Source organism: Bacillus sp. SYZHCR11 (genome assembly GCF_057196865.1).
Map to the genome: position 1 here is coordinate 68724 of NZ_JBXUND010000004.1, position 26006 is coordinate 94729.

Genomic DNA, 26006 nt, shown 5'->3' on the forward strand with positions numbered 1-26006 from the left:
TTTCAGTTAAGAGTAATATATCACATATCTCATATTAGTCAAATGAAAAATTCATACAAAAAAGCCTGACGAGTTGTCAGGCTTTTAATTGGCTGTTTAAAATGATTCGAGTCAGACTGTTTTCCCAATTACTCCTTATGGCATTCAGTCCTTGTTTAAGATCTTTATTCCTCATTGCGTCTAATATTTGATAGTGTTCACTGCAGGATGCATTCATTGCGTGATTTTGACTGAAATACCGAATTTCAATTCTCTGTATTTTCGTTTTTTGTCCTTGCAGTAATTTCTGCAGTTCAGTATTATTTGAGACTTCAATGATCTTTTGATGAAAGGCATTATCCAATTCCAGCGCTTTTACCTTATCATCCATCTCCATGATTGCATTCATTTGCTTATTTAATTTTTCCATCTCGTCTATATGATCTTGCGTAAATCTTGAAAGTGCCTGTTCAAAAGCGAGACACTCGAGAGACCAAACGACCGAGTAAACCTCTTTCGCATTTTCCAGGTCAATAGGTGCTACCACTGTCCACCGATTGGCTTTCGTTATGACAAGACCTTCATTTTCAAGCTGAAGCAGCGCCTCCCGGACCGGCGTGCGGCTGATTCCGAGTGTCTCAGATAGATCTTGATTTCTCAGTCTTTCTCCCGGCTCAAGCTTACCTGTTATAATCCACTCTCTCAGAAACTGATAAGCTTCAACTTTCATAAATGTTCGTTTTAATTGGTGCTGTTGGTTCATTGTCACGTTTCCACCTCTTTAAAACATCATTTTACATGTAATATACCACATTTCAGTATATCGTTTGCGAAAAAGAAGAGTTGCTTTACATTCCGATCCATGTATAATGTGATATATCACATATTGGAAGGGTGAAGAAATTTGTTTGCGAATATTGATTGGGTTTCGAATCATTTCAGATCTGATACGTTACCTCAGGAATCTTCCTATTTCTCTGCAGAGGAAACAAAAAAAGCGCTTCATTTTCATTCCGGCATTCCCGGCTATCAAGCAACACCGCTTCACTCGTTAAGAGGTCTCGCACAATATCTCGGCATAAACAGTCTTTATGTCAAAGATGAATCTAAACGGTTTAGCCTTAATGCTTTTAAAAGCTTGGGTGCTTCATATGCGATTGCTTCTTACTATTGTGAAAAACTTAAAATCGACCTTAATTCCATTCATTTTAACGAATTGGTTGAACTTGTAAAAAGCGCTCCTTCTGCTACATTTGCTACAGCTACCGACGGTAATCACGGAAAGGGACTGGCATGGGCGGCTTCTCTTTTTGGACAGAAAGCAAAGGTATATATGCCGAAAGGTTCTTCTCCCGCGAGATTGGAAGCCATTAAACATTTAGGTGCTGATGCGTACATTACAGATTTAAATTATGATGACACTGTTCAAATGGCGGCAGATTTATCTGAGAAACATCATTGGATTTTAGTTCAGGATACGGCTTGGGAAGGATACCAGCAAATTCCTCTCTCTATCATGCAAGGATATACAACAATTATTGCAGAAATATACAAACAAAATGAAGATTTCTTCAATACAATCAGTCATGTTATCCTTCAGGCTGGAGTGGGATCTTTCGCTGCTTCAATGGCAGCTTCCCTATTAAATGTAAAAAGCGGGAATAAGCCCATAATCTCCATAGTTGAACCCGAAAGCGCAAATTGTCTGTACCAGTCAGCCCAAAGCGCCTCTGGATCACCTGTCCGAGTATACGGTGATCTTTCTACAATGATGGCTGGGCTTGCCTGCGGCGAACCCAACCCATTCGGTTGGAACATTTTGAGAACAAGCAGTGATTATTTCTTTTCCTGTAATGACAAGATAAGCGCATTGGGGATGAGAATATTGGGTAATCCTATTGATTCGGATCCAAAGATTATTTCTGGTGAGTCAGGTTCCGTACCATTAGGTTTGCTGCATGAGTTAAGTAGAAATACTTCAATGGAACAGATAAAGAAGAAATTAGAATTAGATCAGTCATCTAATGTGTTAATCATTAATACAGAAGGTGATACTGATCCGGAAAATTATCGGAAAGCGGTTTGGGGAACAGATCATTAAAACAACGGCAACATGTTTGTTTTAACAATTTATAAAAAGCCTTAACTTTGGGTGAAGTTAAGGCTTCCGTTATTTCCCCTTCCCGTGTAAAACTCAATCATTTAACTAGTCCCAAATTAAAGGCCTGTCAACCTCAGCAGTTCTGAGGTAGTCTAAAAGCTGACCCGTATGTACAGACTCATGGTAAGCGATTCTTAATAACATGTCTCCCAGTTCGCGAATATATCCAACATCAGACCTGTCAATCTTTATATTTGTTAAATCTGTTTCGCTTAACGATTTGATGAATGTCAAAAACGCGGCCCGATACGGTTTTGCAAATTCTAATTCTTCGCTTACTGTGGTAAACGTTTTTGATTCATAAGGATTAATAGTTTCCTCTGAAAACTCACTCATATTTTTCATTAAAATCTGATGATAAAGAAATTCCGCTTCTAATACATGTCTTATCATTTCCTTGCACGACATGGCTTCGGAATCCGGGCGCCAGTCCATTTTTTCCTCAGGTACAGCTGTCCATAACTTGATGCTTCGCCGTCTTACCTCTTCAAAATGTAAAACAATAAGGTCAATTGTATTCAAGTATTTTCCCCCTTTTATTTTTAAATAATAATTCTCCTTCTTCCCGGAAAAAACCTCTTCAAATAAAAAACATATCCTTTCCCGACTCGCCGGATTGATAATCAAACTATTTTTAAGATAAGGAGATATTCATTCATCCATACAATAGACTCTGGCTGAACATATACTGAATGATAGTTTTCATCAGAAAGGAGAAATCAGCTTTGGCAAAATATCGGATCATGACCTTTGACGGGGGCGGTACCTTAGGTGCTTTAAGTTTACAACTATTGAACAGACTGGCTGAAGAAAATCCGGCATTAATAAGCCGAACCCATGTATTTGCGGGAAATTCAATCGGTTCATTTACTGCCCTGGCATTAGCAAGCGGAAGATCTCCGAAGGAAACACTTCAGTATTTTGAGGATGAAATCCTGCCCGCATTCAGCACTTCCCGGCCGGGCGGACCTGTTTTTAATCAGCAATTACCCTATTCCGGTTTTATTAAAGCGGTACGAAACTTTTTCCCGCCAGGCCTTCGTCTTAAAGATGTAAGAAAACGAATTGTTGTCCCTTCATTCAAATTATACTCCCCGGCACTGGATCGTTGGACGCCCGTATTATTTCACAACTTTCCCGGCTCTCCCTATTTAAATGAGAAAGTGAGTGATGTCATACTGCGGAGCAGCGGTGCTCCCGCGACACAGCGCGCCTATCAAAACTACGTGGACGGATATGTAGTGGCAACGAACCCCAGTACGGCCAGTATCGCGTTTGCGGTTGGTAAAGCCAACGTGCCATTGGATCAAATTGCGGCGCTATCCATCGGTACAGGTGAAGCCCCGACTCGGTTAAGAAGAGATACGAGGGGATGGGGAATGGTAAGTGCGGATAACATACGTCCCGAAAATCTGAAGAACCTTCCTCCAAATTGGGGAGTCCTTTTGGACAGGTCGCCTAATGAACCTTTACTGCCATTTCTTCAGATGATCTCCGGCGGAAATGGCTACTATGAATCCATGGTCAGCGCGAATCTGCTGGGAGATCGCTTTTTCCGGTTAGATCCGCGGATTCCTAACTTCTCCAAAACAGAACCTTCCGTGGTTCCCGCTGTCATTGAAATTGCAAACAAAACCAACTTACAGCCTGCGAATACATTTATAGAGAAAAACTGGAACGACAGCGCTAAATAAGAAAGAAGTTTACATCATCATACAATGAACAAAAAATACCAAGGGACTCAAACCCTTGGTATTTTTAATGCGTTCAATCGGGCCATTTATTGAATAGAACTGCCCCAGAAGTCGCTTCCCATTACGTAAAGAAAGCGACTTTTAGATTTGATTTTCAAGTTCCTTTTACAAATTTTGAAAAGGCCATTGACTATTCAGTTGTACTGTATTAAGTTTAACTATATAGTCGAACTGAATAGAGGATGAGGATATGAAACATAAATTATTACCGCTGTCTGAAACCATGCATTATATTTTATTAGCTCTGCGTGAGCCGCTTCATGGCTATGCCGCCATGCAGAAGATAGAAAAGATGAGTAACGGAACTGTTATTTTAGCAGCCGGCACATTATACGGCGCGATTGAAAATTTGAATAAGCATGGCTGGATTGAGCCTGTTGGAGAATCAGGCCGGAGAAAGGTTTATATGATAACTGCGGAAGGAAGCGCCATTTTGAAGATGGAACAAAACAGGTTACTGCATATTTTATCCCTGCACGAAGGAAGTGAATCGAATGAAGAAATTTAAGATGTTTTTTGATATTGAAAAAGAGGAGCAATGGCTGAACGAGCAACTACAAAAAGGCTATCGCTGTACAAATATCAGCGGATTAGGAATATACACTTTCGAAAAAACCGACAAAAAATATGTGATGAGACTGGATTATCAAGATTGTTTATCAAAGAAAAAATTTAAAGAGTACAAAGAAATCTATGAAGACTTCGGCTGGGTTTATATAAACAGCCCATGGCTTAGCGGAACTCGGTATTGGCAAAAAGAAAATGATGATCAAAATGAAATCTTTTCGGATCGCCAATCAAAGAGTAATTATTATAAAAGACTAATGGGGTTTTCATCTTGTTTTGGTTTACTGTGCTTGTTTTATTCTTATTTGATTTACAAGGATTCGGGTTTATATTTAACTGAAGGTCTGTGGAGTATGGAAAGCGCAATGTTTTGGAAAGCATTTTTATTTGAAACTCCATTTGCCCTGTTGAGGTCGCTTCCCGCCCTTATGGCTGTTCTATTTGGCTGCAGTTTCTATAAAACGTATCGAAAGTATTCAATGTTAAAAGAACAATAACACGGGGAAGTTACATTCAAAGAAGTAATTGAGGATCATGCATCTGCCGAAGCCGGGCGCTTTAAAGGAAAAAAAGCGCCCTGAATTTGCTGATAAATCAGATGACTTATTTTGTTAATGATACATACTTATTTACAATGGCTTGAGCGAGACAGGCTGATGAATCAACAATAGTAAGTCTGCTTCTTTTTTGGTCCGTGACCATATTTAAATCCGTACATGCAATGATAACCGTATCAGCCTTTTCTGCTAAGTCATGGTGTAATTCATCATATAATGTACCAGCCTCATCGATTTGACCTTGTTTAATTTTTTCTATTATTTGATCGACATAGATTTGCCAACTATCTTGATGTAAAAAATCATAACCTTCTCTGTTTAACGCTTCTTGAAATATTCCGGATTGAACCGTAGGAACGGTGGCTAAAAGAGCTGCTTTTTTTGAGCCTTTAGGTATTTTTTTTATGGTTTCATCAATCATGTTCAGTAAAGGGACTGAAATCGATTTTTTTATTTGATTAAAATAGAGATGTGCGGTATTACATGGGATGGCAATAAAATCAACACCCGTTTTTTCAAGCTTTACAGCACCCTTAATAATTGCATTTTCCATGTCCGTATGATTGAGAGGTTTATTCATGTAGAAAGGTGTCGGACAGGAATAAATCATCATATGTGGAAAATCCGTGTCATGTATTGCTCCATATATTTTTTGGCACTCGTCTACGACTTTATCTACAAATGGCCCAGTAGATTTTGGCCCCATTCCTGCCAGTATTCCAATCATAATTGTCCTCCTCTGTAAAAATGTGTACGAATACGATCACGATGAGTTGTTCTTGTGTTTCTCATCTGAATCTGCTCTCATTTCTTTTCTGGCTTTCTTCTCCTATTTTATCATTTCATTAATTGAAAAAGGGCTTTAAAAAAGATAGCTGGAAACCAGACGACTTGCTTTAAGTAACGGCGCAGCCGCAAACAAAAAAATACCAAAAGTGTCAGAACCCTTGGTATCATTTAATGCGGCTGAGAGGACTTGAACCTCCATGGGTTATTCACCCGCTGGTCCATCAATAAAGTGAAACTGTGTTTTCTATTACAAAACCTTTATATATTAGTGTTTGTTTATATTGATCATGTTATTTTACAAAGATTTATTCATATTGTGGAGTAAAAATGGAGTCGTTTTTTTCATCACCAGAAAGTTACATGACATGTCTTGGGTGCCATGTTACTTAAAATCACCATCTTCGTTTTAAAACGTACAGGTTTATAGTGTTCCATAACGCTGTCCTAAATGCAAAAAAATACTGGACGCAACTAAGTCAAATGTTTTTCACGGTACTATAGTCAAGACTTGCCCAAGTCACCATTATCAAAAAGAATTAATAAGAAACCAACGGGTGATGAATCTTTTAATCTTTCATTTTACCCGCTGACTCATATCAAAGGAGCTTTAACCAAATTTTAATAGCTGTCGCACTTATTAATAGCGCTAAAATCCATTGCAGGAATTTTGTATTTGCTTTTTGCCCAACAGATGCGCCAATAGGAGAAGCAATCAAACTGGCAATCATAAGAACCAGAGCCGGTGTAAAAAGAACCTGGCCCGTGATTACTTTTCCAACTGTTGCGCCAATAGATGAAAGAAATGTAATCGCAAGAGATGAAGCGACTGTGATTCTAACAGGGATATTTAAAATCGATAACATAATGGGAACCAGGATAAAGGCGCCGCCAGCTCCTAAAATACCTGATACGCCGCCAATGAGAAACGCTAGGGACGAAGCCAACCATTTATTAAATATCACTTCTTCGTCTTCGCTATGTTCTTGTCCTTTTTTAGGTATAAACATTAAAATAACTGCTAGTATAGCCAGAATTCCGTATATAAAGTTAATTCCTTTTTCAGATATATAATGAGAAAAGTAACTCCCCAATACACTCCCTAAAAGGATGCTGCTTCCCATGTACATAATTAATGCTTTATTTAAAAAACCACTTTTACGATAAGCCCAAACACCCCCAAGTGTCGCAAAGAAAACTTGAATAGCCCCTATCCCTGAAACTTCATGGGCAGTTAATGACATCACTCCCACTAAAGAAGGAATGTATAATAGCATTGGATAATTAATAACTGATCCGCCAATACCCATCATTCCGGAAATAAAGGCACCAATAAACCCTATAATGAAAAGAGTTGTGATAAAAGCAATATCCATTTTGGTTCCTCCTTTCAAAGAAAAAGGGCATCTTTGTATTCGATACCCTTTCACATTCATTAGCCTTTTTTAATCCAGAATTTTAATACATCGCCTTCATCAGTTTGCTCTAAAAGATCATGCCCGCCTGATTTAGACCAAGCTGCAAGATCATTTTTAGCTCCCTTATCTGTTGCATGCACTTCTAATATTTGACCTGATTCCAGTTCATTCATCGCTTTCTTTGTTCTGACGATTGGCATTGGGCATGCCAGGCCTTTTGCGTCTAATACTTTATCTGATTTCATGTTCATCTCTCCTCTTTTTAATAGAAACTTGAGTTACCGTATTGCACAGCGGTTTGGACCAATCTCCATTTCACGCTGTTTTTCTTCATCTGGGCTGATTTTCCCCATGTTTGTTTCTCGAATCTCTTGGTATGCATTTGGCTGCGGAGGCAAATGATCTGTTACTAAGTGTCTGAATTCTGTTTCATCCGCAATGTTCAAACCATGGTTCTCGCTAAATAATGTACTTAGTTTTTTACCAACACTTCCATCCTTATTTAGCTCGTCAATGATCATAAAGTGTGCCGGTAATACAATTAAATCCTGTGACAACGCGTTGTAACGGCTATAAAGCGTTGTTCTTAAATCTCCTGCCCAATCTTCTGCCATACCGGCTAAGTCTGGTCTGCCAATTGAATCAATAAACAAGATATCACCTGAAAGAAGATACTGATCATCGACAATGAAAGAAGTGGAACCAATCGTGTGCCCCGGAGAATAAATCGGTTGAATTTTAATCTTTGTATTTCCGATGGTCATGTCGTTCCCTTCTTCCAACGGCTGATAATCGAATACCGCTTCTTCAGCATCTTTAGGCGGTAACCAGTAGGCTGCTTTTGTTTTTTCAGCAATGACTCTGCCGCCTGAAATATGGTCCGCGTGAAGATGTGTATCAAATACGTGAGTAATCGTCGCACTCTTCTCCTTCGCAAAATCCAAAAAGAAATCTACCATACGCGTCGCATCAATAATCGCCGCTTCACCATTGGAAATGACCATGTATGATAGGCAGCCTTTACCGATTCGAACAAACTGATACATCTCACCGCCATCTTTTAAATCCCCGACTTTTACCGGCTCTAAATGTTCGCTCCATGCTTTCATTCCGCCCTTAAGATAGGATACAGAATGACCTGCTTCAGAAAGCATTTCGGATACCATGACAGATGAACCTTCTTTTGCACAAACGACCAGCACATCTTTATCAGAAGGAATTTTCTCCAAGATATCTTCTACGCCATCTAAAAGATCGAAATACGGTACATTTAAATGGTCAAAATCATGTCCTTCAATCTTCCAATCGCTAAAGTCATTTTCATTACGTACATCCAAAATAAATAAAGGTTCTTTGTGAAAGATTTTTTGTGTGACTTCTTTTGCGGTAAGTGCTTGCACGGTCATGTTTACATACCTCCTTTTTCTGTTTTACCTGTCCAGTCCCGCATACCGGGAATAACATTAATAACCTTTTAAAACCTTGTTTTTTCATGGTGTGAGCTGCCATTTCACTTCTTCTTCCTGAATGGCAAATAATATAAATTTCATCATTTTTGTTTAATTCGTTAAAGCGCTTTTCCACTTCGCCAAGAGGGATATGCACCGCTCCGGGGATATGGGCTTCTTCATACTCCTCTATCTCTCGTACATCTAAAATGTGAAGAGACTCATCACGATCCACTTTCTGTGTGAAAGCTTCTAATGAAATCTCAGGAATGGAAGATGCATTTTCTGATGAATGCTCTCCTCCTTTTCGAAGAAAGTGACGAAGGACTTCTCCCTCTGTTTCAGTACCTAGATATTCATGGCCTGAGCTTTTTGCCCATGCTTGCAGATCTGCCGCCGATCCTTTATCTGTTGCTTGAATTTCTAATAGGTCACCAGCTTTTAATTCTTTTATTTTCTTCTTTGTTTTTACGATAGGCATTGGGCATGACAAACCTTTAGCGTCTAATACAATATTTGCTTTCACGGTTTTTTTCCTCCTTTTCTTATATAGGGGCGGGGGTATATAAATATGCAAAAAGTTATTCCCTGGATGTTAATACCATGTATTCATACCGCCTTTTATATTTGTGATGTTTTTAAACCCTTGTTTCTTCAATATTTTACTTGCCTTTACACTTCTCATTCCGCTTTGGCAGATCACAAAGACGTCTTTGTCTTTCGAAAGTTGATGAGTTTGACGAGGCAAGATAGACAAAGGAATTTTTTTGAATCCTTTAATATGCCTTGTACAGAACTCATAAGAAGTTCACACATCTATAAACTGTTTGTCTTTGTTTTCCGCCTCCGATTTTAAATCAGCAGTTGTTATTTGTTTAACACCATGCAATGGGAAAAAACGTCGAAATACGATCCAAAGTAAAAATAAAATGAGTAAAGTATTGAACATTACTCCGCTATTCATAGTGTTATATCCCCCCTTCACTTATTCAATTTGCAATGGATAACATTAGATAAATAAGTTGACATTGCCTTCCTCAGCATCTGCCAAATAAGCAGCTACACCAGCATAGTCGATATCATCTAATAGTTCTTTTTCCTGTAAACCAAGAAGATCCATTGTCATCGTACAAGCTACGAGCTTTACCCCCTGTTCTTGAGCCATCTCAATCAACTGAGGCAACGTAAGTGCATTATGCTTTTTCATCACATTTTTAATCATTTTAGGGCCCATACCTGCAAAGTTCATTTTAGATAAACCCATCTTATCGGCACCGCGAGGCATCATCTTTCCAAACATTTTTTCAAGAAATCCTTTTTTCACTGGAATCAGCTCTTCTTTACGTAAAGCGTTTAATCCCCAAAAAGTATGGAAGATCGTCACTTCATGATCGTAGGCAGCAGCACCATTTGCAATAATATAGGCTGCCATTGCTTTATCATATTCCCCGCTAAATAAAACAATTGTTGTGCGTTTTGTTTGTTTTGTCATGTTTATTCTCCTGATTAACCACAATTACCCTGGGGGGTATATTGAAATTAAAAATTTTTTCGAAAGATCTCCTATTATTCAATTCAATATATAAAATACCGGCAGGGGTATATTATAATAAATATAAAAATTCGTCAACCTTAAAGATGATAGGTTGATGAATTTTTTTATCGGCTCTTTACCAATAAGTCGACCGCTTCTTTTACTAAGTGTTGTGTGTCTTCTCCCTTTTCTAAACTTTCACGAACACAATGTTCAAGGTTTGTGCTCACAATCAAACCCATTGCTCGATCGATCGCATTACGTGAAGCAGCTAATTGGGTCACAACCTCTCTGCAATCTTTTCCTTGTTCCATCATGGTCAATACACCTTTTATCTGTCCTTCTATCCGGCGTAAGCGATTTTTAATCTTTTGATCATATTCCATGCGTTGAACTCCTTCTTTGAAATTTATATATTTGCATGTTATCCACTATCATTTCATACTGCGCTTTATCACACTACATTATTAACTAGATAATGTTTGTGAATCAATATTATACCCTTACAGGTATACTGTCAATTTTCAAGACGGCATGAGAATGATTTTAAAGAGTTAATATTAGTATCCCCTGTTTAATCACAAGAAGGCGCTGAAGTTGTACGTGATTTAATGCGTATGAAGAAAGAAAAAGCACTTAATTCAAGCGAAAAAAAAATGTTGGATAATGCATATGAATTTTTGATTAGTGAACTGGAAGTCATTAAAGGAATCACTGAAAAACAAATAAAAAGTTTCTGTTAAGGTTAATGACAGATAAGTTTTTCAGAGTATTACGATCAGACGTTCAACTTCTTCAACTTACTTTTTAAACATTAACCGCTTTTATTACTCCTCAATCTAATCTGTTATATTTTTTTCTTCAACGAACACTTGAATTCTCGATGAAATAGTCACTTGATTTTTGTAATCCTGATTCACCCTGGCACGGACAAGGAGCCGTAAGGATGGAAGAGAGGCAGGGCTTTCATTGTTTTAGGTCTAAGTGATTATTTCCGGAAGAAAAAACAACCACTCTCCCCTTTATCTTTCAGAATTTCTTACATCTCTTGCGACAGTGAATAGCAGTTGTTTATCTTATTTCATAAAAAAGATATGCGAATTGTAACAAAGAATAGCATACCGTTACCTTGAGAACATAAAAACAAATCATCTATATATATTCCACATATCGTCAATCCGGTATGTTATACTGTAAACAATCCTTTGAGGTTTTAAACCTTTTTCTTACCTTGTAGCATCTGTCCCTACTCGAACGTTGAGTAGGGTTTTTTATTCAGTATGATACAGAGAACATAAAAAACAGGCCCTATATAAAGAGCCTGTTTGTATAAACGATTGAAGATTAAGCAGTTTTTTGAACGTTAGCAGCTTGAGCTCCACGAGCACCTTGCTCAACGTCAAACGTTACTTTTTGACCTTCGTCTAAAGATTTGAATCCGTCACTTTGGATTGCAGAAAAGTGTACGAATACATCGTCTCCATTTTCACGTTCGATAAATCCAAAACCTTTTTCTGCATTAAACCATTTAACTGTACCTTGTTCCATTTTTGTTGCCTCCTAGTGTATTACACATTGTATTACTATCCTTGCCCAAAGTATCATCAAGACGAAAAGTCGATATTCATACTATCCTTTACACGAACAAAAATAATTCTCCTTTATCATAGCACGAAACGGAAATAACTGCAAATTAATATCATGTTTCATTCAGGGTCTTATTTGTTAAACGTGCGGCAGGTTTTTTAGTGAGAACCTTCATTTGGAATTTAGAAGTTTTGACGGACCCCTTACCGTACTTAATAATAAATATCATGTTGATAGGTGTATTTTCAAAAAGCCCACTCACGAAAACGAGTGGGTTTACAAAAGCTCTAACTAACCCGCAAAGGTTTTAGTCAGAGCTATTTATTTTTTGATCCAACTCACTAAGCTCCTACTCTGTCATCAGCTCGATAATATTCATTGGAACGTGATAAATCCCCTTTTTCATAAAAATAATCAGCTACTCTGATTGCAAAGTTTTCAATGTCTCCGTACATTCTTAAAAGGAAGATACCATTAGCGATGACGCTAATGGCGCCCTTTGTTTATACTCAGTAACTTATTCAGCTTCTCCCACCACTGTAAAGCGTTCATTTATATGTTTTGGATTTTCTATTTCATCCAATACTGCAATTGCATAGTCTGCATAGCTGATATAACTTTCGCCTTTCGAGTTCACAAGAAGATGATCTTTTCCTGACTGATAAAATCCAGTTCTTTTCCCGTCTGGGTCAAATACCGCTGAAGGACTGATAAATGTCCAGTTCATATCAGAAGTTTCCTTTAGTTCTTGCAAGTTACGCCCTTGCCCTTTAGCTGTTGGAATAAAAATCTCCGGGAAATCAGGTGTATCCATTACACTGACAGTTTTATTTTCGTCTACATAAAGACTCCCTGCTCCGCCTACAATTATTGCTCTTGTACCTATTCCTTTTAATGCCCTAATTAATGCCCGGCCAGCATCTACATGTGCCTGTTCTTCTCCTAATGGAGCTCCGAAGGCATTAACTATTACATCTAACTTTTTTAGATCATCCGATGTCAGATCAATTATATTTTTTTCAATGATTGAAACCTTTTCCTCTTTAAGTTTTGCAGCATCTCTTACAATTGCAGTTACCTCATGTCCCCTGCTTACCGCTTCTTTCAAGATAAGACTTCCAGCTTTTCCGGTTGCACCAATGATTCCAATTTTCAATTTAAAGTCCTCCTAATCATTCAAAATTTTAAATGTAACCAAATTGATTACATGTAATAATTTTAGTTACACCTTATTTGTTTGTCAATACTTTTATCACCTTGTTAATTGAGCATATTAGAGTGAAATAAACTTGTAATACATTCAGTTACAAGTGTACTATAAAGAGTGTAAAGTAATTAGGATGGTGAAGAAATCATGTCTATTAGCAGCCGTTTTGCTGTAGGAATTCATATATTGGCTCTTATTGAAATAAATGAAGACGGAATCAGCACTTCTGAATTTTTAGCTGGAAGTGTAAATACAAATCCCGCCTTAATAAGAAAAATTATGGGGATGCTGAAAAAAGCAGGTTTAGTAAATGTACGGCCAGGTATTGCAGGAGCTGAATTAGCGAAAGATTTAACTGAAATCACCTTACTTGATGTTTATAGAGCAGTTAATGTTGTTCAAGATAAAGAATTGTTTAGTATACATGAAAATCCCAATCCTCAATGTCCTGTAGGCCGGAACATACAAAGTACAATTGGTCCAATATTTGAACTCGCCCAATCTGCCTTGGAAAAAGCTCTTGGACATATAACAATTGAGGATGTGGTAAAGGATATTATCGAAAAAGAAAAATCGGCCGATAATTGTTAAATGATTCACAGAAAATCTTTTATCAGACTGGGGATAAGAAAAATCAATAAAACAAAAAGGGACTGGATCATATTGAATCCAGCCCCGAATTGATATTGATTTTAGATTTAGATTACGGTAAGGGATATAAAAATGCTCATGATAAAGAGAAAAAATTAACGACAATGCACACGATGCCAGATTCTTTAATAGGGCGTGAGTATTACTATCCAACAACCCAAGGTTCACAAAGACTTGAGGAAATCTCGGATTGGTATAAAAGAAACCGCAAATCTTAGTTTGAACGAATATGTTCTGTATATAAAAATAATGAGGTATGGAGTGAATTGATAATGAATTATGATGAAATAAAAGATTACTGCCTAACCTTTCCAAACTCTTATGAAGACCACCCTTTTGGAGATGGTTGGACTGCAATTCGGCACAAAGGGAATAAGAAAATATTTGCACTTATCTTCACTCGCGACGAACACTTATGTGTCAACCTTAAATGCGAACCTGAAAGGGCTGATTTTCTGCGTGGTCTTTTTGAAGAAATCAAGCCCGGATACCATATGAACAAGGAGCATTGGAATACGCTTACCTTAGATGAGGGACTCCCAGAGCATCAAATCCATGACATGGTAAAGTACAGCTTTGAACTGACAAAACCAAAAAGGAAAAAGGAAACATAACATCGAAGGATAGAACGCTCATTATAGATATTCATCCGGTGCAATGATACAGAGGAATATGCAAAAAACCTCAAGGTAGCAATTTTTAAATTCGTATTTACGAGATGATTTTTTCGTTATTGTGAGTCCTTTGTTTCTCGACATAGGTTGAACAAATAAAAAAAGAGCAGACTCAAAGTCCACTCAATTAATTAAGATGATTGCTCATTTCATCCAGACACCTATAAAAAATGAAAGGTGACGATGATATGCCGCAAAGGTCATTTAGCGTTTAATTAATACTGATAACTCACCTTCAAACACTTTTTCCTCTTTCTGATTATAGGTAGATAACAATACAGTAAGTATCCCCGTCTGGCTTTTATTTGGTTTTTTATCAATAACCTTAACAATAGTGTTCAGTTTATCATTAGGGTAAACGGGTGCTAGGAATTTTATATTATTCATTCCTGTCCCAGCAATAATATCGTCTTCATGACACCCTTCTTCAATCCAAAGCTTAAAAGTAATAGATAACGTTTGTATTCCAGAAGCAATAATTCCATTAAACCTGCCCATTTTTGCTTTTTCTTCATTTAAATGCATGTACTGTGGATCATACACTTCTGCAAAATTCATTATATTCTCTTTTGTTAATTCAAAAGATTTAGTTTGAAAAACCTGCCCGATGGTAAATTCATCCAACTTCATAAATAAATCTCCTTGAATCTAAACTTTATTATTAAATCTACGTAGCATTTTAACATACTGGCTCTCACACAACAACTTAACGGTAAAACAATTGTTCCCCTATCAGGAATGAACAAGCACATTGTTTTTGTTTCCTTGCCTTTAACCTCTTTATAATCAGGTGTTTTCTTATAAAGACCAAGGCGGTCGCCATCACCATCACCCGGCATATGTGCCATTTCCTCATAAGAATCTCCAAGCTTCTCATAATAAGAATAAGCAGTCAGCCTACGAGAACTTTCTTCTGGCTGATAAAACGCAAGTTGAATATATTTCCCGTCATCATATACACGAATTATGGCGTTATCTCTTTTGTACTCATCTGAATCTGCTCGCATTTCTTTTCTGACTTTCTTCTCCTGCTTAATCACTTCATTAATTGCATTATCCTATTTACTACCGCTGCCCGCAGTCAGCAGAAGGATGAAGGTGGCTGACAAATCATACGACCTACTATAGTAAGTCTATAAACAAAAAATACAAAAGGTGTCAAAACCCTTGGTATCATAGGGATCGGCCGAGAGGACTTGAACCTCCGCAGGTTATTCACCCGCTTGGCCTACCATCTATATTCATAAAACTATTGCTCAGTTGTCAGCATGTGAAGTAAATTACGAATTTCCTTGTTATAACTTTTAATTTCTTCTTCATTACAACCGGTTTTATCAAATACTGCATTAGGTATCATTGTGACTTTTTCTTTAAACTCATTCCCTTCAGTTGTTAACGTAATAATTACACTTCGTTCATCCTCTTTTGAACGCTCTCTTATAATAAGACCTCGCTCCTCAAGTCGTTTTAAAACTGGAGTTAATGTTCCGGAGTCCAGATATAATTCTTCGCCTAAACCTTTAACAGATATTTTTTCCTTCTCCCATAAAACAAGAAGAACCAAATACTGTGGATACGTAATTCCTAATTCTTTTAAGAGAGGATGGTATAACTTTATCATTTCACGAGAAGCTGCATAAATCGCAAAACATAGATGATTACTTAACAGTAATTTATCATTCTTCATGTTAAATCCCTCACAATATTTATATTCATTACTACACATAATAGCATAAGAATTACATTAAGTGAAATTGAATGACTGACAATTTAATTAATCATAACTTATATACATGGAAACTTTATTTATAACCAAAATGTGTTTGAGGTACATTCTTATTATGACCGATATAGATACTTCCACTATATTGTTTAGACCGACTCATAGATTTATTGAGCCACCTTCTCAATATGGTTATTATGTACACTAACTTTAAACTGCCGAAAACTGTTCTTTATTTTAGTCTAATCATTCATTTAGAGAATTTTAATTGCGAATTTCAATTGAGAGCAATTCAATTTCAAAAAATTTAATTGACAACGCTGATTAGATTGATTAAAATTCAATTGTGTTAAATTTAATTTATAGGAGTGTTTGATGATGACAGTATATTTTACAGCAGAAGCTACAACAAAAGGCGGAAGAGAAGGTCATGTAACATCTAATGATCTTATTATTGATTTGGATTTAGCTATGCCAAAACCAAATCAAGTATCCACGGCTACAAATCCAGAACAATTATTTGCGGCAGGCTATTCAGCTTGTTATGACAGTGCTCTTCATTTAGCAGCCCAGAGACAACGATTAAAAATCGAATCAGCTGTTACCGGTAAAGTAAGTTTATTAAAAGATGAAAGTGATAATGGTTATAAAATCGGAGTTGTTCTGGAGGTGGAAATTCAAGGGGTATCTCAAGAGCAAGCGGAAGAATTAACACATGCAGCTCATCAAGTATGTCCATATTCTAAAGCTACTCGCGGAAATATTGATGTACAAATCATTACAACAGCAATGTAAGACGAAAGATGCCAAGATCAATAGGCAAAAAATTTGATTAAAACATATAGGTGACCAGCCTTCAAATAAGGAGTGAGATTGATGTTAAAGAAAGTACAATTAGAAAAAGCAGCTCAAGAATTTGCAGAAGCAACCGCGAACCCACCCTATCTATTCGACCTTGGACCTGAGAAAGGACGAGAAGCTGTAGATGAGGTTCAATCTGCCCCAATTGATAAACTGCCAGTTGATATTGAAGATGTTATGATTTCAGGAGGACCGAGCGGACAGGTATCAGTAAGAATAATGCGCCCGCAGAATGCGCCTGCGCACCTTCCTGTCATCGTGTACATTCATGGGGCCGGCTGGGTATTTGGTAATGAGCATACACATGATCGGCTCATCCGTGAGCTAGCAGTCGGCGCACAAGCTGCTATTGTCTTTCCAAATTACACCTTATCTCCAGAAGCAAAATATCCGACAGCCATTGAAGAAATTTATGCAGTAGTGAAGTGGGCATCTGAAAATGGCCGTGAGAACGGCATGATTCCCGAGAGTCTAACAATTGCAGGTGATAGTGTTGGAGGCAATATGGCTGCTGCTGTCACGCTAATGGCCAAAGCACGAGGTGACTTGAATATCCGGCAACAATTACTTTTCTATCCGGTAACAGACGCTTCTTTCGATACGGAATCCTATCACCAGTTTGCTGCAGGATACTTTTTACGCAAGGACGCGATGATGTGGTTTTGGGATCAGTACACAACCAATTCGAACGAGCGTGCTGAAATTACAGCATCACCTCTGCGTGCAACTGCTGAGCAGCTTCAAGGGCTTCCACCTGCATTGATTATCACAGCTGAAGCTGATGTACTTCGTGACGAGGGAGAAGCATATGCCAATAAACTTCGTGAAGCTGGTGTTCCGGTCACTGCCGTACGTTTCCAAGGTATCATTCACGATTTCGTGATGCTCAACGCCTTAGCTAAAACTGAAGCTGCTCGCGGAGCAATTGATCTCGCCGCAACCTGGCTGCGTAAAGGGTTTTAATCCATTTATTGTTTCGTCACATAGAGACTGCTGCAAATAAATAAAAAACAAACAGATCCACTCAAATAATTGAGTGGATCGTATATTGGAATAATGGAACTTTTGATGAGCTTTTTAATCGGGCTGGTTATTATTTTGTTGTTGAGATGTCCCTAATTGCAAAGCTAACTCCACAACAAACTCCGTTTTTTCACCAGTTCACCCTCTTCATATCCAAAAAACCTTTGTTGATTAGTTAGCGTACAAGTTCTCGTTTTCTGCTTTGGACCTCATACAGAAAATAAAAAGCCAGCTCTCCTTCGGGAGAAGAACCGGCATAACAAAGCTTCTTGCTTCTTATTTTGCTGTATTGCCCGGACCTTTTAATTTCTCTTCGTTCTTGCGTCAATGTTTTATTATTAGGACACAACCAATAAAATAATGACGATCGAGAATAGCAACGCTGCATTTGCAAAGCAGTAAGCCCTCCAGAATATAAAAGAGCTGCAGTCATTGCTGCTCGGATAATCCCAGCTTATTCTGAGTCTGTATTTCGAGTAGTCGGTCAATTAAATGGATGTTTTTTTCATTCCTTTTCTGTTTGTTCCATTTTCCACCACAGTGAATCTTTTGGATTTTCAACAGCTTCTTGAAACTCGGCTTTAGAAGCAACTGTTGGGTAAGAACCTTTTAAAGATTTACCTGAAGTATCTTTAAATAAGGTTAACACAACTATTAAGCCAATTAAACTGACTGCCAATAAATAGAAACCCGGCGCCAAATTGTTTCTTGTCACATGGGTTAACCAAGAAGCAACTAAAGGTGTTGTTCCGCCAAAAATAGAAACTGATAAGTTGAATGTCCAGGATAATGTACGATATCTAATGTCCGTATGGAACAACGTAGGTAAAGATCCTGGCATAGTACCTTCGTATACAGATAATACAATACCTAACATTAAAAGTCCTATAAATAAGAATGTTATATTCCCCATATTAAGAAATTGAAAAGAGATAATCGAAAATACAATTCCTAATACTAATCCAATTGTTATAACTTTTTTATTTCCTAATTTATCTCCCAGTTTACCAAAAGTTAAAGCGAACGGTACCATAATAATCAATACAATTGCTGTAACCGGTGTACTTATATTATCACTTATACCAAGGTTCTCATCTAAATAAGAAGGCATATACCCTAATAATAGGTAATTGGTTATATTGAAAAATGCCACAAATACGATACATAAAAAGATATCTTTTTTATATGTTCTAATGACTTCTAATAAACCTGGTTGTTGTTCTTGGTTTTCAGAGATGTCACTTTCAAAGATTGGTGATTCATCTAGATGACTTCTCAAATATAAACCAAATAATCCTATTGGAATACTTAAGAAGAAAGGAATTCTCCATCCCCAACTATTCATTTGAACATCAGATAAAGTCCAGAAAAGTACTGTAACTAAAACAGAAGCTACTATATAACCAGATAATGTGCCGATTTCTAAACCGCTGCCTAACCTTATACGTTTATTATCTGGAGAAGATTCTGCGATATATACCATTGCCCCAGCGTACTCTCCACCCACAGAAAAGCCTTGCAGAATACGGGCAAAGAGTAATAATATAGGGGCCCATACCCCAATCTGATCATAGGTAGGAAGCACACCAATTATTAAAGTAGATAAAGCCATCATTAAAATAGTAATTGTTAATACTATTTTCCGACCAAATTTATCACCCATTTTACCAAAAATAATTCCGCCTACCGGTCTAAGTAAGAAGGCAATTGCAAATGTAGCAAAAGTAAATATTAACTTTAATTCATCGTTTTGAACTGGACTGAAAAAGTTTTTACTAATAATAACTGCCAAATAAGAATATAAAGCAAAATCAAACCATTCCATCGCGTTTCCTATCCCTGTAGCAAACACGCTTTTCTTCGCTTTTTGAATGTCTACAACGTTAATTTTTTTCTTGTTAAACTTCATTTAATAATATCGACTCCTTAATTATCAAATCCACATTATACAAGCGCGTAAACGGTCCGAGCATGCAGTCCCAGAATGTATAGCGTAATGCTTCTCTAAAAGTCCGGGGGTTTCTGTTTCACCTGATGGAGAGCTAACGGCATAGTGGCTGATTGGTTCAACTGTACCTTAAAAGACTAGACTAATATCCATATCAGCGCCAAATAACATTGTAAACCAGGAAAGAAGGATGAAATTAAGTGTTTTCGCTGGTTTCCTTAACTTATTTTTGCCGATTGGGCTAAAAATAATACAAGAAGCAACAAAAAGAGAAACAGCCAACAGATAATACCAGCCAAAGCGGTTAGTGAGATATCCTTGGGCTGTGGTCGGTATTTTCTGCAGACTATTTGGAGAAATGATTCCTCTTCATACAGCTCTATTGTGAATATGATCACAATCGAAAAAAAACTTTTATTTCTTCAAAGTAGCCTAAACCTTTATTTTAGATCTTCCATTACGTCTTCCAATATGTTTATTATAAGATTGAGGTCGTTCCTAAGAATTATTTACTGATTCTATCTTTATTACCCCACAATCAGGTGAAACAAAACACTATAAACGTAGCATACCTTTTTAAAACCTGACAAGCCCAACGGGGTGATAGAAACCAGGCTAAAGCCAAGCTAGTCAATGGATAGAAGAAATTTTTTTGTTTTCCCAAGGAATAACCGTCTGCGTTTAATCTAGCCCAATTAGAAAGAAAAAGAGCAGGAGTAATCCTGCTCTTTCATTCAAAACTTTAATTTGTATGACGAATTTCGTATACCTTTTCGACTTTCCTTACCTATTAATCAGTATACAGACTACAACAGAAATAAGTAGCACAGGGTATGAAATAATGGATTTATTTTTGTTCAATGATTAAATGATCCCCAATGACAATAAAGACTAATAATTACTAAAATTTCAGGAAACCCCAATATTGCTTATCTTAATTATTGTTTAACTAATTGGTAATTGCAACAGTAAACTTATACTTATGGAAAGTTATACCAACCGAAAATTTTCCGACTCAAGTCTGTTTAACCAGTTGTGAACCAATGAATTAAATACATCGGTTTGTTCGATTTGCAGGTTGTGACCAGCCATATCAAGTACTGCAAAAGTTGCCCTTGGGTAATCTTCGAGTAGCCGCCACGCATCATGGTATCCGACTACATTGTCCTGACGCCCTGTGATAATTAGCGTGGGATACTCAAGTTTAGATGAAATATCGAAGGTAAACCCATATCCATTTTGACGAATGTTGTTTACGAATTCATAATTTGTTTGTTTAGATGGAAGTAAAATTTCATCCCGAAACCTCTCCCATTCAGTTTTACCTTGCACAATCCCCATAGAGCAAAATTCATCCGCCTCCTCTGAAGACAAATGTGATATCAAGTCGCTGTCTCTTTTTAGAACAGTCTTCTGCGGTACTACCCTTTCATCGAATTCGGGTATAGTTAATGGTGCCATCAGCAGTAATCCACGAACTGTTTCCTTACGTGAACGAACGATACCTCTGGCAATGTACCCTCCATATGAATTACCGCAAACAATAAACTGTTGATCAGGAATAATCTCGTCCAAAAGACGCAATATCGCTTCTAAAACATCATCAGAGTTCTGAATAGATGGTTGTGGCTTAGAATGTCCCATACCTGGTAAGTCTATGTATATTCTCTTCCAACCGCTTCGTTTCTCGAATAACGGTTCCATTGCATTTAACATCACCTGATGGTCAAGTGTCCAACCATGCAACATAACGATCGGATATCCATCTCCAATTACTTTATGGTAAATCGACATGTATTTGTTTCCCCTTCCCTGTAATCCTAATGTTTCGGCATGAACATTTAGTCCTTTCATACATTTATCACAATTTTAACAAACTTTTAACTGAACTTGGTAAGTTGAACAAGGGTTATACATTGAATTTTGACAATCGGAACTGTCATATGTGTCCGTCATATCAAAAGAATCTGTTTAATGTGTTGTTTAGTGCTTTCGTTACTGCGACTATCGACAAATAAGAACCAAGCAAAGTATTGTCCAGATACTTTGAGTATTTTGATCACTTTGAACTTTAGGTAAGTGGGCAGTTTGTGGGCAGTAGATCATTTAAAAATAAGCGCAAAAAAATACCAAGGATCTCTCTATTACCCTTGGTATCATTGAGATGCGGCCGAGAGGACTTGAACCTTCACGGGTTATTCACCCGCTGGGCCCTCAACATTGTAAATCCGAATCACTGATTATGAAAGCTTGTTTTCATTGCACTTTCTAACACCACATTACATCATTTCTATAGGTTTGAATGAATTATGGTTAATAATTGGTGAGTAAAAAACCCCCTTAATTCCCCACTTCTCGAAATCTCATTACGTTCAATTCATTACCTCTTCTTCAACAATTTTTTCGAACTTCACATCCTATCCATGGTAATATTTAGATATAAACTTACTGAAAGGATTGTCCAATGAAAGTATTTGAAGCAAGGTCTTTGTTATCTGAAGCTGAAAACCGAGCAAACGATTATAAAGAGTTGAAAAATCAAATGATTAATTTGAAAAAAGCATTTAAGGCTGTTGCTGATCTTGATGATAGTGAGTTCTCTGGGAAGGGAGCAAACAATATTAAAGCATTTTTTCACGATCACACCGGTGTAGCTGATCAATGGATTGATTTCATTGATATGAAAATCGCTTTCCTTACTAGTATCTCCGGTATTCTGGAAGATGCCAGCTTATCTGATGCATATATCGAAGAATCTTTCTTAGAACACGAACTGGCAAACGCATATAGAAAATCACAAGCAATGATGTCCGAGCAGAAGAAAGCAATGAAAGATATACTGAGTGATATTGATGACATTCTTCCACTTGATTTATTTTCAACAGAGGCTTTTAAGGATGAGCTCTCGTCCGCCGAAAACAAACGAAAAAAAATTATTGAGAAAATAGGCGATACAGACGAGAACTTAAAAACTGAATATGCAATGACTGAACCTAACGAACAATTTATTAAAGCAGACTTTCAAAAGTTACAGGAATCAACAGGTAAGGGCAAAAACGCTTCACCCATACATTATAATGCCAAGGCTTATCGCGAGAGTGACATACATAAGAAAAAAGGCGATATCGAAAAGCGGTCTGAAGCTTATTTAAAGATCAAAAAAGAGAAAGCTAAAAAACGCGAAATTAAAGATTTGAAAAAACAGCTTGTAAATGTAACAGATCCTGACGAGTATTTAAAAATGGCTGAAAAAATTGGATACGAAAATTTGGAGCCTGACCAAAAAGTTTATTTCCGCCAGCTCGAAGAACTTCAACAAAAAGCCGAAATCGGAAAAGGTATTGCAGTTGGAATGTATGAAGCAGGTAAAGATACCGTGATGGGTCTCTATCAACTTGCAATGCACCCTATTGAAACGCTTTCTGGAACGGTGAACGCAGTCTTACATCCAATCGATACTTATAAGATCATAGCAAAAGACATAGAAGACACCTTCCAACGTGATATGATTAATGGAGATAGCTACAGCAGAGCCAAATGGGTGTCCTATGTCGGCAGCACTGTTGTTCTTGCAATAGTTGGTCCAAAGGGTATTGATAAAGTATCCAAAGTTGCAAAAGCCGGTTCAAAAGTTGCTGCAATTAAGACGCTCGAAGTTTCAAAAGCAGGAATAAAAAAAGGGATTGAATACGTTAAAATACCAAATGTTTTTGAACAACAGTATGCAATGGCTGGTGGTTCAGGGACTTTTCCATTCAACACAATTGACGGGGAGAGTTATAAAAAATCATTTCATCATTTTTCCAAGAAGGTAGCTGATGTAACTCGAAAACCTTTTACGGGGAAATACATTGATGTTCCTTGGTTAAATAAAGAAAAATATACTGCTGCTGAAATAGAAGGAAAAGTGAAAGCTAAAGGAAATATAAAAGACGTAAGCCGAAAAGTGTATATGTTAAAAGATATAGACCTAAATCAAAAAAATCGTAAAGGCCAAACAAATCTTCAATTAATGAAACTTGGCAATGCACCTTTTGCAAAGGACGGAACACAAATAAACCTACATCATTTAATCCAAGAAGAACCTGGTACAATGGTTGAAGTTCCTGAAAGCCTGCACAAAAAATATCACAATATTCTCCATGGTTTAAAGGAAAACGGGCAAAGTTTTAGAAACAATCCCGAACTTTCTGCTCAATACGACAGTTTTAGAAAGAGATATTGGAAGTGGAGAGCACAACAATTTGAAAAACAACAGTAAGAGGTGAATTTTATGGATTACTCAACAATACAAAAGTTTTTAGAAGAAAACAAAGAATTCTCTATTATCACTGGAGGAGTCAGCGAGAAAGAGATTCATGAGATAGAAGAAGAACTTGAAGTTTCTCTCCCCGAAAGTTATAAATGGTTTTTGAAAGAGTATGGTTCTGGTGGTGCATACGGAACAATGATCCTTGGTTATGACTCTGAAGGCGCTGAAGTTGTAGAGCAAACAAAAGAATACAGAACATTTTACGATCTTATACCAGGTCTTGTTGTTATAGAATATATTGATGAATTCTCTTATTGTCTTGATACAAACAGAATGGTAGATGGAGAGTGTCCTGTTATTCTTTGGGATAACAGTGAAGGATATGGTTTTACTGCTGCAAATACCTTTCTTGAATTTTTTCTTCAGCGATTAGAAAAAGGTAAAGAGGACTTAGACGAAGATGAGGATTGGGAATATTAATCTTTACAATTCTCAAAATGAAGTTTTTTGTGAATTGAATAATTACAACATAAAAAACCATACCAAGATATCTTGGTATGGTTTTCTATGCTTGACCCTCAACCAAGTAAAAACGTATTATAGGTTACAAAAGCTTTTAACCAAAGTATCTGTTTATTTTATTTATACCTATTTTCATCATTTTTCATGAATTCTGGGCACCAAAATTCACCGATGACTTAAGAGAATGTTTTGTAAAAATTCGATATAACAGAATAATCCTCTGAATAATCCCAGCAGTATTCCCCATCTTTTGAGTTACCAATCGGAAGAGGTTTAAACAACTCATTTAATGTAGGTCTGATCCACTGAGCTCTCATTATCCAATTTGCATTTTTGTAATCTTCACCATTTTTCGCTATGTATATCCAAATAACATCTTGTGACTGTTGATAACCATTGAATATAGTTTTACAAATAACTTTAATTTGCTCTATGTCCTGAGGCTTTTCCAACACTACCATCAGTGAAAGCCGTTTTGCAGCACCCGTGGATACATCCATAGTATTAACAATTGTATAAATATTTTCCTTAGCATAGTTTCTGTATTTGTATTTTTCTCTTACATAATCCCCTACTGACGGTAATTCAGGGTATATAAAAGCTTTATTTATCCCTTCATTATCTAACTCTTGTTTAACTACTTTTTTATATTCATATGGGATTCGGATTTTAACTTTAATGTCACTTACTAAAGGCATAATATTTTGTCCTAGCGTACCATTAGGAGACATTTCGTTACAACAAATAGCGAATGTACCTTTTTGATTTGTGATTCGAATATTTGTTTTATCTTCATTTTGACTATATTTTATAAACGCTGGTTTTGTTGAATATTGAGTTATTTCAGGAATGGTAATGATTTCGTCATAATGTTCTTCATATTTTTTCTGTATAACAGAGAAGGTATAATCATCAATTTTAGCTAACAATGAAAGTAGACGTATATGTTTACAATCTTTCATTTCACCATTTTTATTAAAAATATAAACGATACCATCATTTTCATCATCAATATTCTCTACTGCAAAGAATAAAGCAATAAGTGGGTTTACAGTCATATCAATTAAACGAGTTGGAATATTATAATGTTGCATTTTAGCCAAATAATCAATAGGTTCATGAATGTGTTCGAATTCGTTTGGCATTATCAAAACTGACTCGGTGAAAATTTTATCTTCATTTAATACATATCCCTTATCTCTCGAAATACTTGAATTGATATCAGTATAATGAGATAGTTGACCTCTATAATATGTTTCTCCAGTTGAATGTTTTTGTACCATCTCTTTAAATTGAGACAAATTATTAACCTGTTCCATGTCTATTGATTGACTCCTTTGGTTGCTTACATTTA

25 protein-coding genes and 7 pseudogenes are annotated in these 26006 nt (G+C 36.8%); 12 read left to right on the forward strand and 20 right to left on the reverse strand.

The annotated features are described in order from the left end of the window. Positions 1 to 76: 76 nt before the first annotated feature. Positions 77 to 742 (reverse strand): GntR family transcriptional regulator, encoded by a 666-nt coding sequence (locus tag AC2CGA_RS15080; protein ID WP_003156122.1) that lies wholly within the window; start codon positions 740 to 742, stop codon positions 77 to 79. Between the two features lie 141 nt (positions 743 to 883). Between AC2CGA_RS15080 and AC2CGA_RS15085 the strand changes: the two genes are divergently transcribed. Beyond that, positions 884 to 2080: a diaminopropionate ammonia-lyase gene (locus AC2CGA_RS15085; protein WP_014304418.1), complete on the forward strand. Its 1197-nt coding sequence runs from the start codon at positions 884 to 886 to the stop codon at positions 2078 to 2080. 105 nt (positions 2081 to 2185) lie between these two features. Here the strand turns inward: AC2CGA_RS15085 and AC2CGA_RS15090 are convergent, their stop codons facing one another. Beyond that, on the reverse strand, positions 2186 to 2662 hold the full coding sequence (locus tag AC2CGA_RS15090) for a DinB family protein (protein WP_024084927.1): 477 nt from the start codon (positions 2660 to 2662) through the stop codon (positions 2186 to 2188). Between the two features lie 203 nt (positions 2663 to 2865). Here AC2CGA_RS15090 and cotR point away from each other — a divergent pair, with 203 nt between their 5' ends. The 3 genes from cotR to AC2CGA_RS15105 all read left to right on the forward strand — a co-directional run bounded on the left by cotR (position 2866) and on the right by AC2CGA_RS15105 (position 4958). Further along, positions 2866 to 3834 (forward strand): sporulation hydrolase CotR, encoded by a 969-nt coding sequence (gene cotR, locus AC2CGA_RS15095; protein ID WP_165625877.1) that lies wholly within the window; start codon positions 2866 to 2868, stop codon positions 3832 to 3834. Between the two features lie 250 nt (positions 3835 to 4084). Beyond that, positions 4085 to 4402 (forward strand): PadR family transcriptional regulator, encoded by a 318-nt coding sequence (locus AC2CGA_RS15100; RefSeq protein WP_014416988.1) that lies wholly within the window; start codon positions 4085 to 4087, stop codon positions 4400 to 4402. Continuing rightward, complete coding sequence (locus AC2CGA_RS15105; RefSeq protein ID WP_003156130.1) at positions 4389 to 4958, forward strand: DUF2812 domain-containing protein; 570 nt, start codon at positions 4389 to 4391, stop codon at positions 4956 to 4958. The genes AC2CGA_RS15100 and AC2CGA_RS15105 overlap by 14 nt, the downstream gene beginning before the upstream one ends. A gap of 106 nt (positions 4959 to 5064) precedes the next feature. Here the strand turns inward: AC2CGA_RS15105 and AC2CGA_RS15110 are convergent, their stop codons facing one another. From AC2CGA_RS15110 to AC2CGA_RS15145, 8 genes and pseudogenes are all read right to left on the reverse strand, one after another. Further along, positions 5065 to 5745: an aspartate/glutamate racemase family protein gene (locus tag AC2CGA_RS15110; protein WP_103695294.1), complete on the reverse strand. Its 681-nt coding sequence runs from the start codon at positions 5743 to 5745 to the stop codon at positions 5065 to 5067. Between the two features lie 658 nt (positions 5746 to 6403). Then, on the reverse strand, positions 6404 to 7180 hold the full coding sequence (locus AC2CGA_RS15115; RefSeq protein ID WP_015388660.1) for a sulfite exporter TauE/SafE family protein: 777 nt from the start codon (positions 7178 to 7180) through the stop codon (positions 6404 to 6406). A 59-nt stretch (positions 7181 to 7239) separates the two neighbouring features. Continuing rightward, complete coding sequence (locus AC2CGA_RS15120; RefSeq protein ID WP_003156135.1) at positions 7240 to 7467, reverse strand: sulfurtransferase TusA family protein; 228 nt, start codon at positions 7465 to 7467, stop codon at positions 7240 to 7242. 33 nt (positions 7468 to 7500) lie between these two features. After that, a pseudogene (locus tag AC2CGA_RS15125) lies at positions 7501 to 8608 on the reverse strand (MBL fold metallo-hydrolase); the annotation flags it as partial. A 22-nt stretch (positions 8609 to 8630) separates the two neighbouring features. Next, positions 8631 to 9151 (reverse strand): annotated as a pseudogene (locus tag AC2CGA_RS15130) (rhodanese-like domain-containing protein). A 114-nt stretch (positions 9152 to 9265) separates the two neighbouring features. Continuing rightward, positions 9266 to 9634, reverse strand: a pseudogene (locus tag AC2CGA_RS15135) (rhodanese-like domain-containing protein). Positions 9635 to 9679: 45 nt separating this feature from the next. Further along, positions 9680 to 10162, reverse strand: a complete 483-nt coding sequence (locus tag AC2CGA_RS15140) for a DsrE/DsrF/DrsH-like family protein (protein WP_003156140.1) — start codon at positions 10160 to 10162, stop codon at positions 9680 to 9682. A gap of 167 nt (positions 10163 to 10329) precedes the next feature. Beyond that, positions 10330 to 10590 (reverse strand): metal-sensitive transcriptional regulator, encoded by a 261-nt coding sequence (locus AC2CGA_RS15145; RefSeq protein WP_003156141.1) that lies wholly within the window; start codon positions 10588 to 10590, stop codon positions 10330 to 10332. Positions 10591 to 10785: 195 nt separating this feature from the next. On the opposite strand from AC2CGA_RS15145, the pseudogene AC2CGA_RS15150 reads away from it, so the two are divergent. Beyond that, positions 10786 to 10947, forward strand: a pseudogene (locus AC2CGA_RS15150) (CarD family transcriptional regulator); the annotation flags it as partial. A 601-nt stretch (positions 10948 to 11548) separates the two neighbouring features. On the opposite strand, the gene cspC reads toward AC2CGA_RS15150, so the two are convergent. Next, positions 11549 to 11752 (reverse strand): cold shock protein CspC, encoded by a 204-nt coding sequence (gene cspC, locus AC2CGA_RS15155; RefSeq protein WP_003156143.1) that lies wholly within the window; start codon positions 11750 to 11752, stop codon positions 11549 to 11551. A 556-nt stretch (positions 11753 to 12308) separates the two neighbouring features. Next, on the reverse strand, positions 12309 to 12947 hold the full coding sequence (locus AC2CGA_RS15160) for an NAD(P)-dependent oxidoreductase (RefSeq protein ID WP_083058734.1): 639 nt from the start codon (positions 12945 to 12947) through the stop codon (positions 12309 to 12311). 198 nt (positions 12948 to 13145) lie between these two features. Between AC2CGA_RS15160 and AC2CGA_RS15165 the strand changes: the two genes are divergently transcribed. From AC2CGA_RS15165 to AC2CGA_RS15175, 3 genes are all read left to right on the forward strand, one after another. After that, on the forward strand, positions 13146 to 13589 hold the full coding sequence (locus AC2CGA_RS15165; protein WP_052587164.1) for an Rrf2 family transcriptional regulator: 444 nt from the start codon (positions 13146 to 13148) through the stop codon (positions 13587 to 13589). Between the two features lie 95 nt (positions 13590 to 13684). Then, positions 13685 to 13867 carry an AAA family ATPase gene (locus tag AC2CGA_RS15170; protein ID WP_278269458.1) on the forward strand — a complete coding sequence of 61 codons (183 nt, stop codon included), beginning with the start codon at positions 13685 to 13687 and terminating at the stop codon, positions 13865 to 13867. A 54-nt stretch (positions 13868 to 13921) separates the two neighbouring features. Beyond that, a complete protein-coding gene (locus AC2CGA_RS15175; RefSeq protein ID WP_278269457.1) occupies positions 13922 to 14263 on the forward strand; it encodes an MmcQ/YjbR family DNA-binding protein in 342 nt (113 codons plus the stop codon). A gap of 264 nt (positions 14264 to 14527) precedes the next feature. On the opposite strand, the gene AC2CGA_RS15180 is transcribed toward AC2CGA_RS15175, so the two are convergent. From AC2CGA_RS15180 to AC2CGA_RS15190, 3 genes and pseudogenes are all read right to left on the reverse strand, one after another. Next, the gene (locus AC2CGA_RS15180; protein ID WP_003156152.1) at positions 14528 to 14953 is read right to left on the reverse strand and encodes a MaoC family dehydratase; all 426 of its coding nucleotides are present in this window, start codon (positions 14951 to 14953) and stop codon (positions 14528 to 14530) included. A gap of 125 nt (positions 14954 to 15078) precedes the next feature. Continuing rightward, a pseudogene (locus tag AC2CGA_RS15185) lies at positions 15079 to 15432 on the reverse strand (cystatin-like fold lipoprotein); the annotation flags it as partial. A gap of 140 nt (positions 15433 to 15572) precedes the next feature. After that, positions 15573 to 16010 carry a MarR family winged helix-turn-helix transcriptional regulator gene (locus AC2CGA_RS15190; protein WP_003156155.1) on the reverse strand — a complete coding sequence of 146 codons (438 nt, stop codon included), beginning with the start codon at positions 16008 to 16010 and terminating at the stop codon, positions 15573 to 15575. Positions 16011 to 16421: 411 nt separating this feature from the next. Here AC2CGA_RS15190 and AC2CGA_RS15195 point away from each other — a divergent pair, with 411 nt between their 5' ends. Next, positions 16422 to 16841, forward strand: a complete 420-nt coding sequence (locus AC2CGA_RS15195; protein ID WP_024084916.1) for an organic hydroperoxide resistance protein — start codon at positions 16422 to 16424, stop codon at positions 16839 to 16841. Positions 16842 to 16922: 81 nt separating this feature from the next. Continuing rightward, positions 16923 to 17870, forward strand: a complete 948-nt coding sequence (locus AC2CGA_RS15200) for an alpha/beta hydrolase (RefSeq protein ID WP_043866855.1) — start codon at positions 16923 to 16925, stop codon at positions 17868 to 17870. Between the two features lie 565 nt (positions 17871 to 18435). Here the strand turns inward: AC2CGA_RS15200 and AC2CGA_RS15205 are convergent. From AC2CGA_RS15205 to AC2CGA_RS15220, 4 genes and pseudogenes are all read right to left on the reverse strand, one after another. Then, a complete protein-coding gene (locus tag AC2CGA_RS15205) occupies positions 18436 to 19839 on the reverse strand; it encodes an MFS transporter (RefSeq protein WP_015388666.1) in 1404 nt (467 codons plus the stop codon). A 38-nt stretch (positions 19840 to 19877) separates the two neighbouring features. After that, positions 19878 to 20244 (reverse strand): annotated as a pseudogene (locus AC2CGA_RS15210) (BCCT family transporter); the annotation flags it as partial. A 624-nt stretch (positions 20245 to 20868) separates the two neighbouring features. Beyond that, positions 20869 to 21672: an alpha/beta fold hydrolase gene (locus AC2CGA_RS15215; protein ID WP_014304407.1), complete on the reverse strand. Its 804-nt coding sequence runs from the start codon at positions 21670 to 21672 to the stop codon at positions 20869 to 20871. Positions 21673 to 21787: 115 nt separating this feature from the next. Beyond that, positions 21788 to 21926 (reverse strand): annotated as a pseudogene (locus tag AC2CGA_RS15220) (IS1595 family transposase); the annotation flags it as partial. Positions 21927 to 22342: 416 nt separating this feature from the next. Here AC2CGA_RS15220 and AC2CGA_RS15225 point away from each other — a divergent pair. Both AC2CGA_RS15225 and AC2CGA_RS15230 read left to right on the forward strand, forming a co-directional pair. Further along, positions 22343 to 24139, forward strand: a complete 1797-nt coding sequence (locus AC2CGA_RS15225) for a T7SS effector LXG polymorphic toxin (RefSeq protein WP_015388668.1) — start codon at positions 22343 to 22345, stop codon at positions 24137 to 24139. Between the two features lie 12 nt (positions 24140 to 24151). Beyond that, positions 24152 to 24610, forward strand: a complete 459-nt coding sequence (locus AC2CGA_RS15230; RefSeq protein WP_015388669.1) for an SMI1/KNR4 family protein — start codon at positions 24152 to 24154, stop codon at positions 24608 to 24610. Between the two features lie 218 nt (positions 24611 to 24828). On the opposite strand, the gene AC2CGA_RS15235 is transcribed toward AC2CGA_RS15230, so the two are convergent. After that, positions 24829 to 25971: an FRG domain-containing protein gene (locus tag AC2CGA_RS15235; protein ID WP_015388670.1), complete on the reverse strand. Its 1143-nt coding sequence runs from the start codon at positions 25969 to 25971 to the stop codon at positions 24829 to 24831. Between the last annotated feature and the right edge of the window lie 35 nt (positions 25972 to 26006).

Bases quoted from the DNA above. Each gene is read 5' to 3' on its own strand.
- AC2CGA_RS15080 (WP_003156122.1), bottom strand. From the start codon at position 742: ATGAACCAACAGCACCAATTAAAACGAACATTTATGAAAGTTGAAGCT.
- AC2CGA_RS15100 (WP_014416988.1), top strand. From the start codon at position 4,085: ATGAAACATAAATTATTACCGCTGTCTGAAACCATGCATTATATTTTA.
- AC2CGA_RS15105 (WP_003156130.1), top strand. From the start codon at position 4,389: ATGAAGAAATTTAAGATGTTTTTTGATATTGAAAAAGAGGAGCAATGG.
- AC2CGA_RS15110 (WP_103695294.1), bottom strand. From the start codon at position 5,745: ATGATTGGAATACTGGCAGGAATGGGGCCAAAATCTACTGGGCCATTT.
- AC2CGA_RS15115 (WP_015388660.1), bottom strand. From the start codon at position 7,180: ATGGATATTGCTTTTATCACAACTCTTTTCATTATAGGGTTTATTGGT.
- AC2CGA_RS15120 (WP_003156135.1), bottom strand. From the start codon at position 7,467: ATGAAATCAGATAAAGTATTAGACGCAAAAGGCCTGGCATGCCCAATG.
- AC2CGA_RS15140 (WP_003156140.1), bottom strand. From the start codon at position 10,162: ATGACAAAACAAACAAAACGCACAACAATTGTTTTATTTAGCGGGGAA.
- AC2CGA_RS15145 (WP_003156141.1), bottom strand. From the start codon at position 10,590: ATGGAATATGATCAAAAGATTAAAAATCGCTTACGCCGGATAGAAGGA.
- cspC (WP_003156143.1), bottom strand. From the start codon at position 11,752: ATGGAACAAGGTACAGTTAAATGGTTTAATGCAGAAAAAGGTTTTGGA.
- AC2CGA_RS15165 (WP_052587164.1), top strand. From the start codon at position 13,146: ATGTCTATTAGCAGCCGTTTTGCTGTAGGAATTCATATATTGGCTCTT.
- AC2CGA_RS15175 (WP_278269457.1), top strand. From the start codon at position 13,922: ATGAATTATGATGAAATAAAAGATTACTGCCTAACCTTTCCAAACTCT.
- AC2CGA_RS15180 (WP_003156152.1), bottom strand. From the start codon at position 14,953: ATGAAGTTGGATGAATTTACCATCGGGCAGGTTTTTCAAACTAAATCT.
- AC2CGA_RS15190 (WP_003156155.1), bottom strand. From the start codon at position 16,010: ATGAAGAATGATAAATTACTGTTAAGTAATCATCTATGTTTTGCGATT.
- AC2CGA_RS15195 (WP_024084916.1), top strand. From the start codon at position 16,422: ATGATGACAGTATATTTTACAGCAGAAGCTACAACAAAAGGCGGAAGA.
- AC2CGA_RS15200 (WP_043866855.1), top strand. From the start codon at position 16,923: ATGTTAAAGAAAGTACAATTAGAAAAAGCAGCTCAAGAATTTGCAGAA.
- AC2CGA_RS15205 (WP_015388666.1), bottom strand. From the start codon at position 19,839: ATGAAGTTTAACAAGAAAAAAATTAACGTTGTAGACATTCAAAAAGCG.
- AC2CGA_RS15215 (WP_014304407.1), bottom strand. From the start codon at position 21,672: ATGTCGATTTACCATAAAGTAATTGGAGATGGATATCCGATCGTTATG.
- AC2CGA_RS15225 (WP_015388668.1), top strand. From the start codon at position 22,343: ATGAAAGTATTTGAAGCAAGGTCTTTGTTATCTGAAGCTGAAAACCGA.
- AC2CGA_RS15230 (WP_015388669.1), top strand. From the start codon at position 24,152: ATGGATTACTCAACAATACAAAAGTTTTTAGAAGAAAACAAAGAATTC.
- AC2CGA_RS15235 (WP_015388670.1), bottom strand. From the start codon at position 25,971: ATGGAACAGGTTAATAATTTGTCTCAATTTAAAGAGATGGTACAAAAA.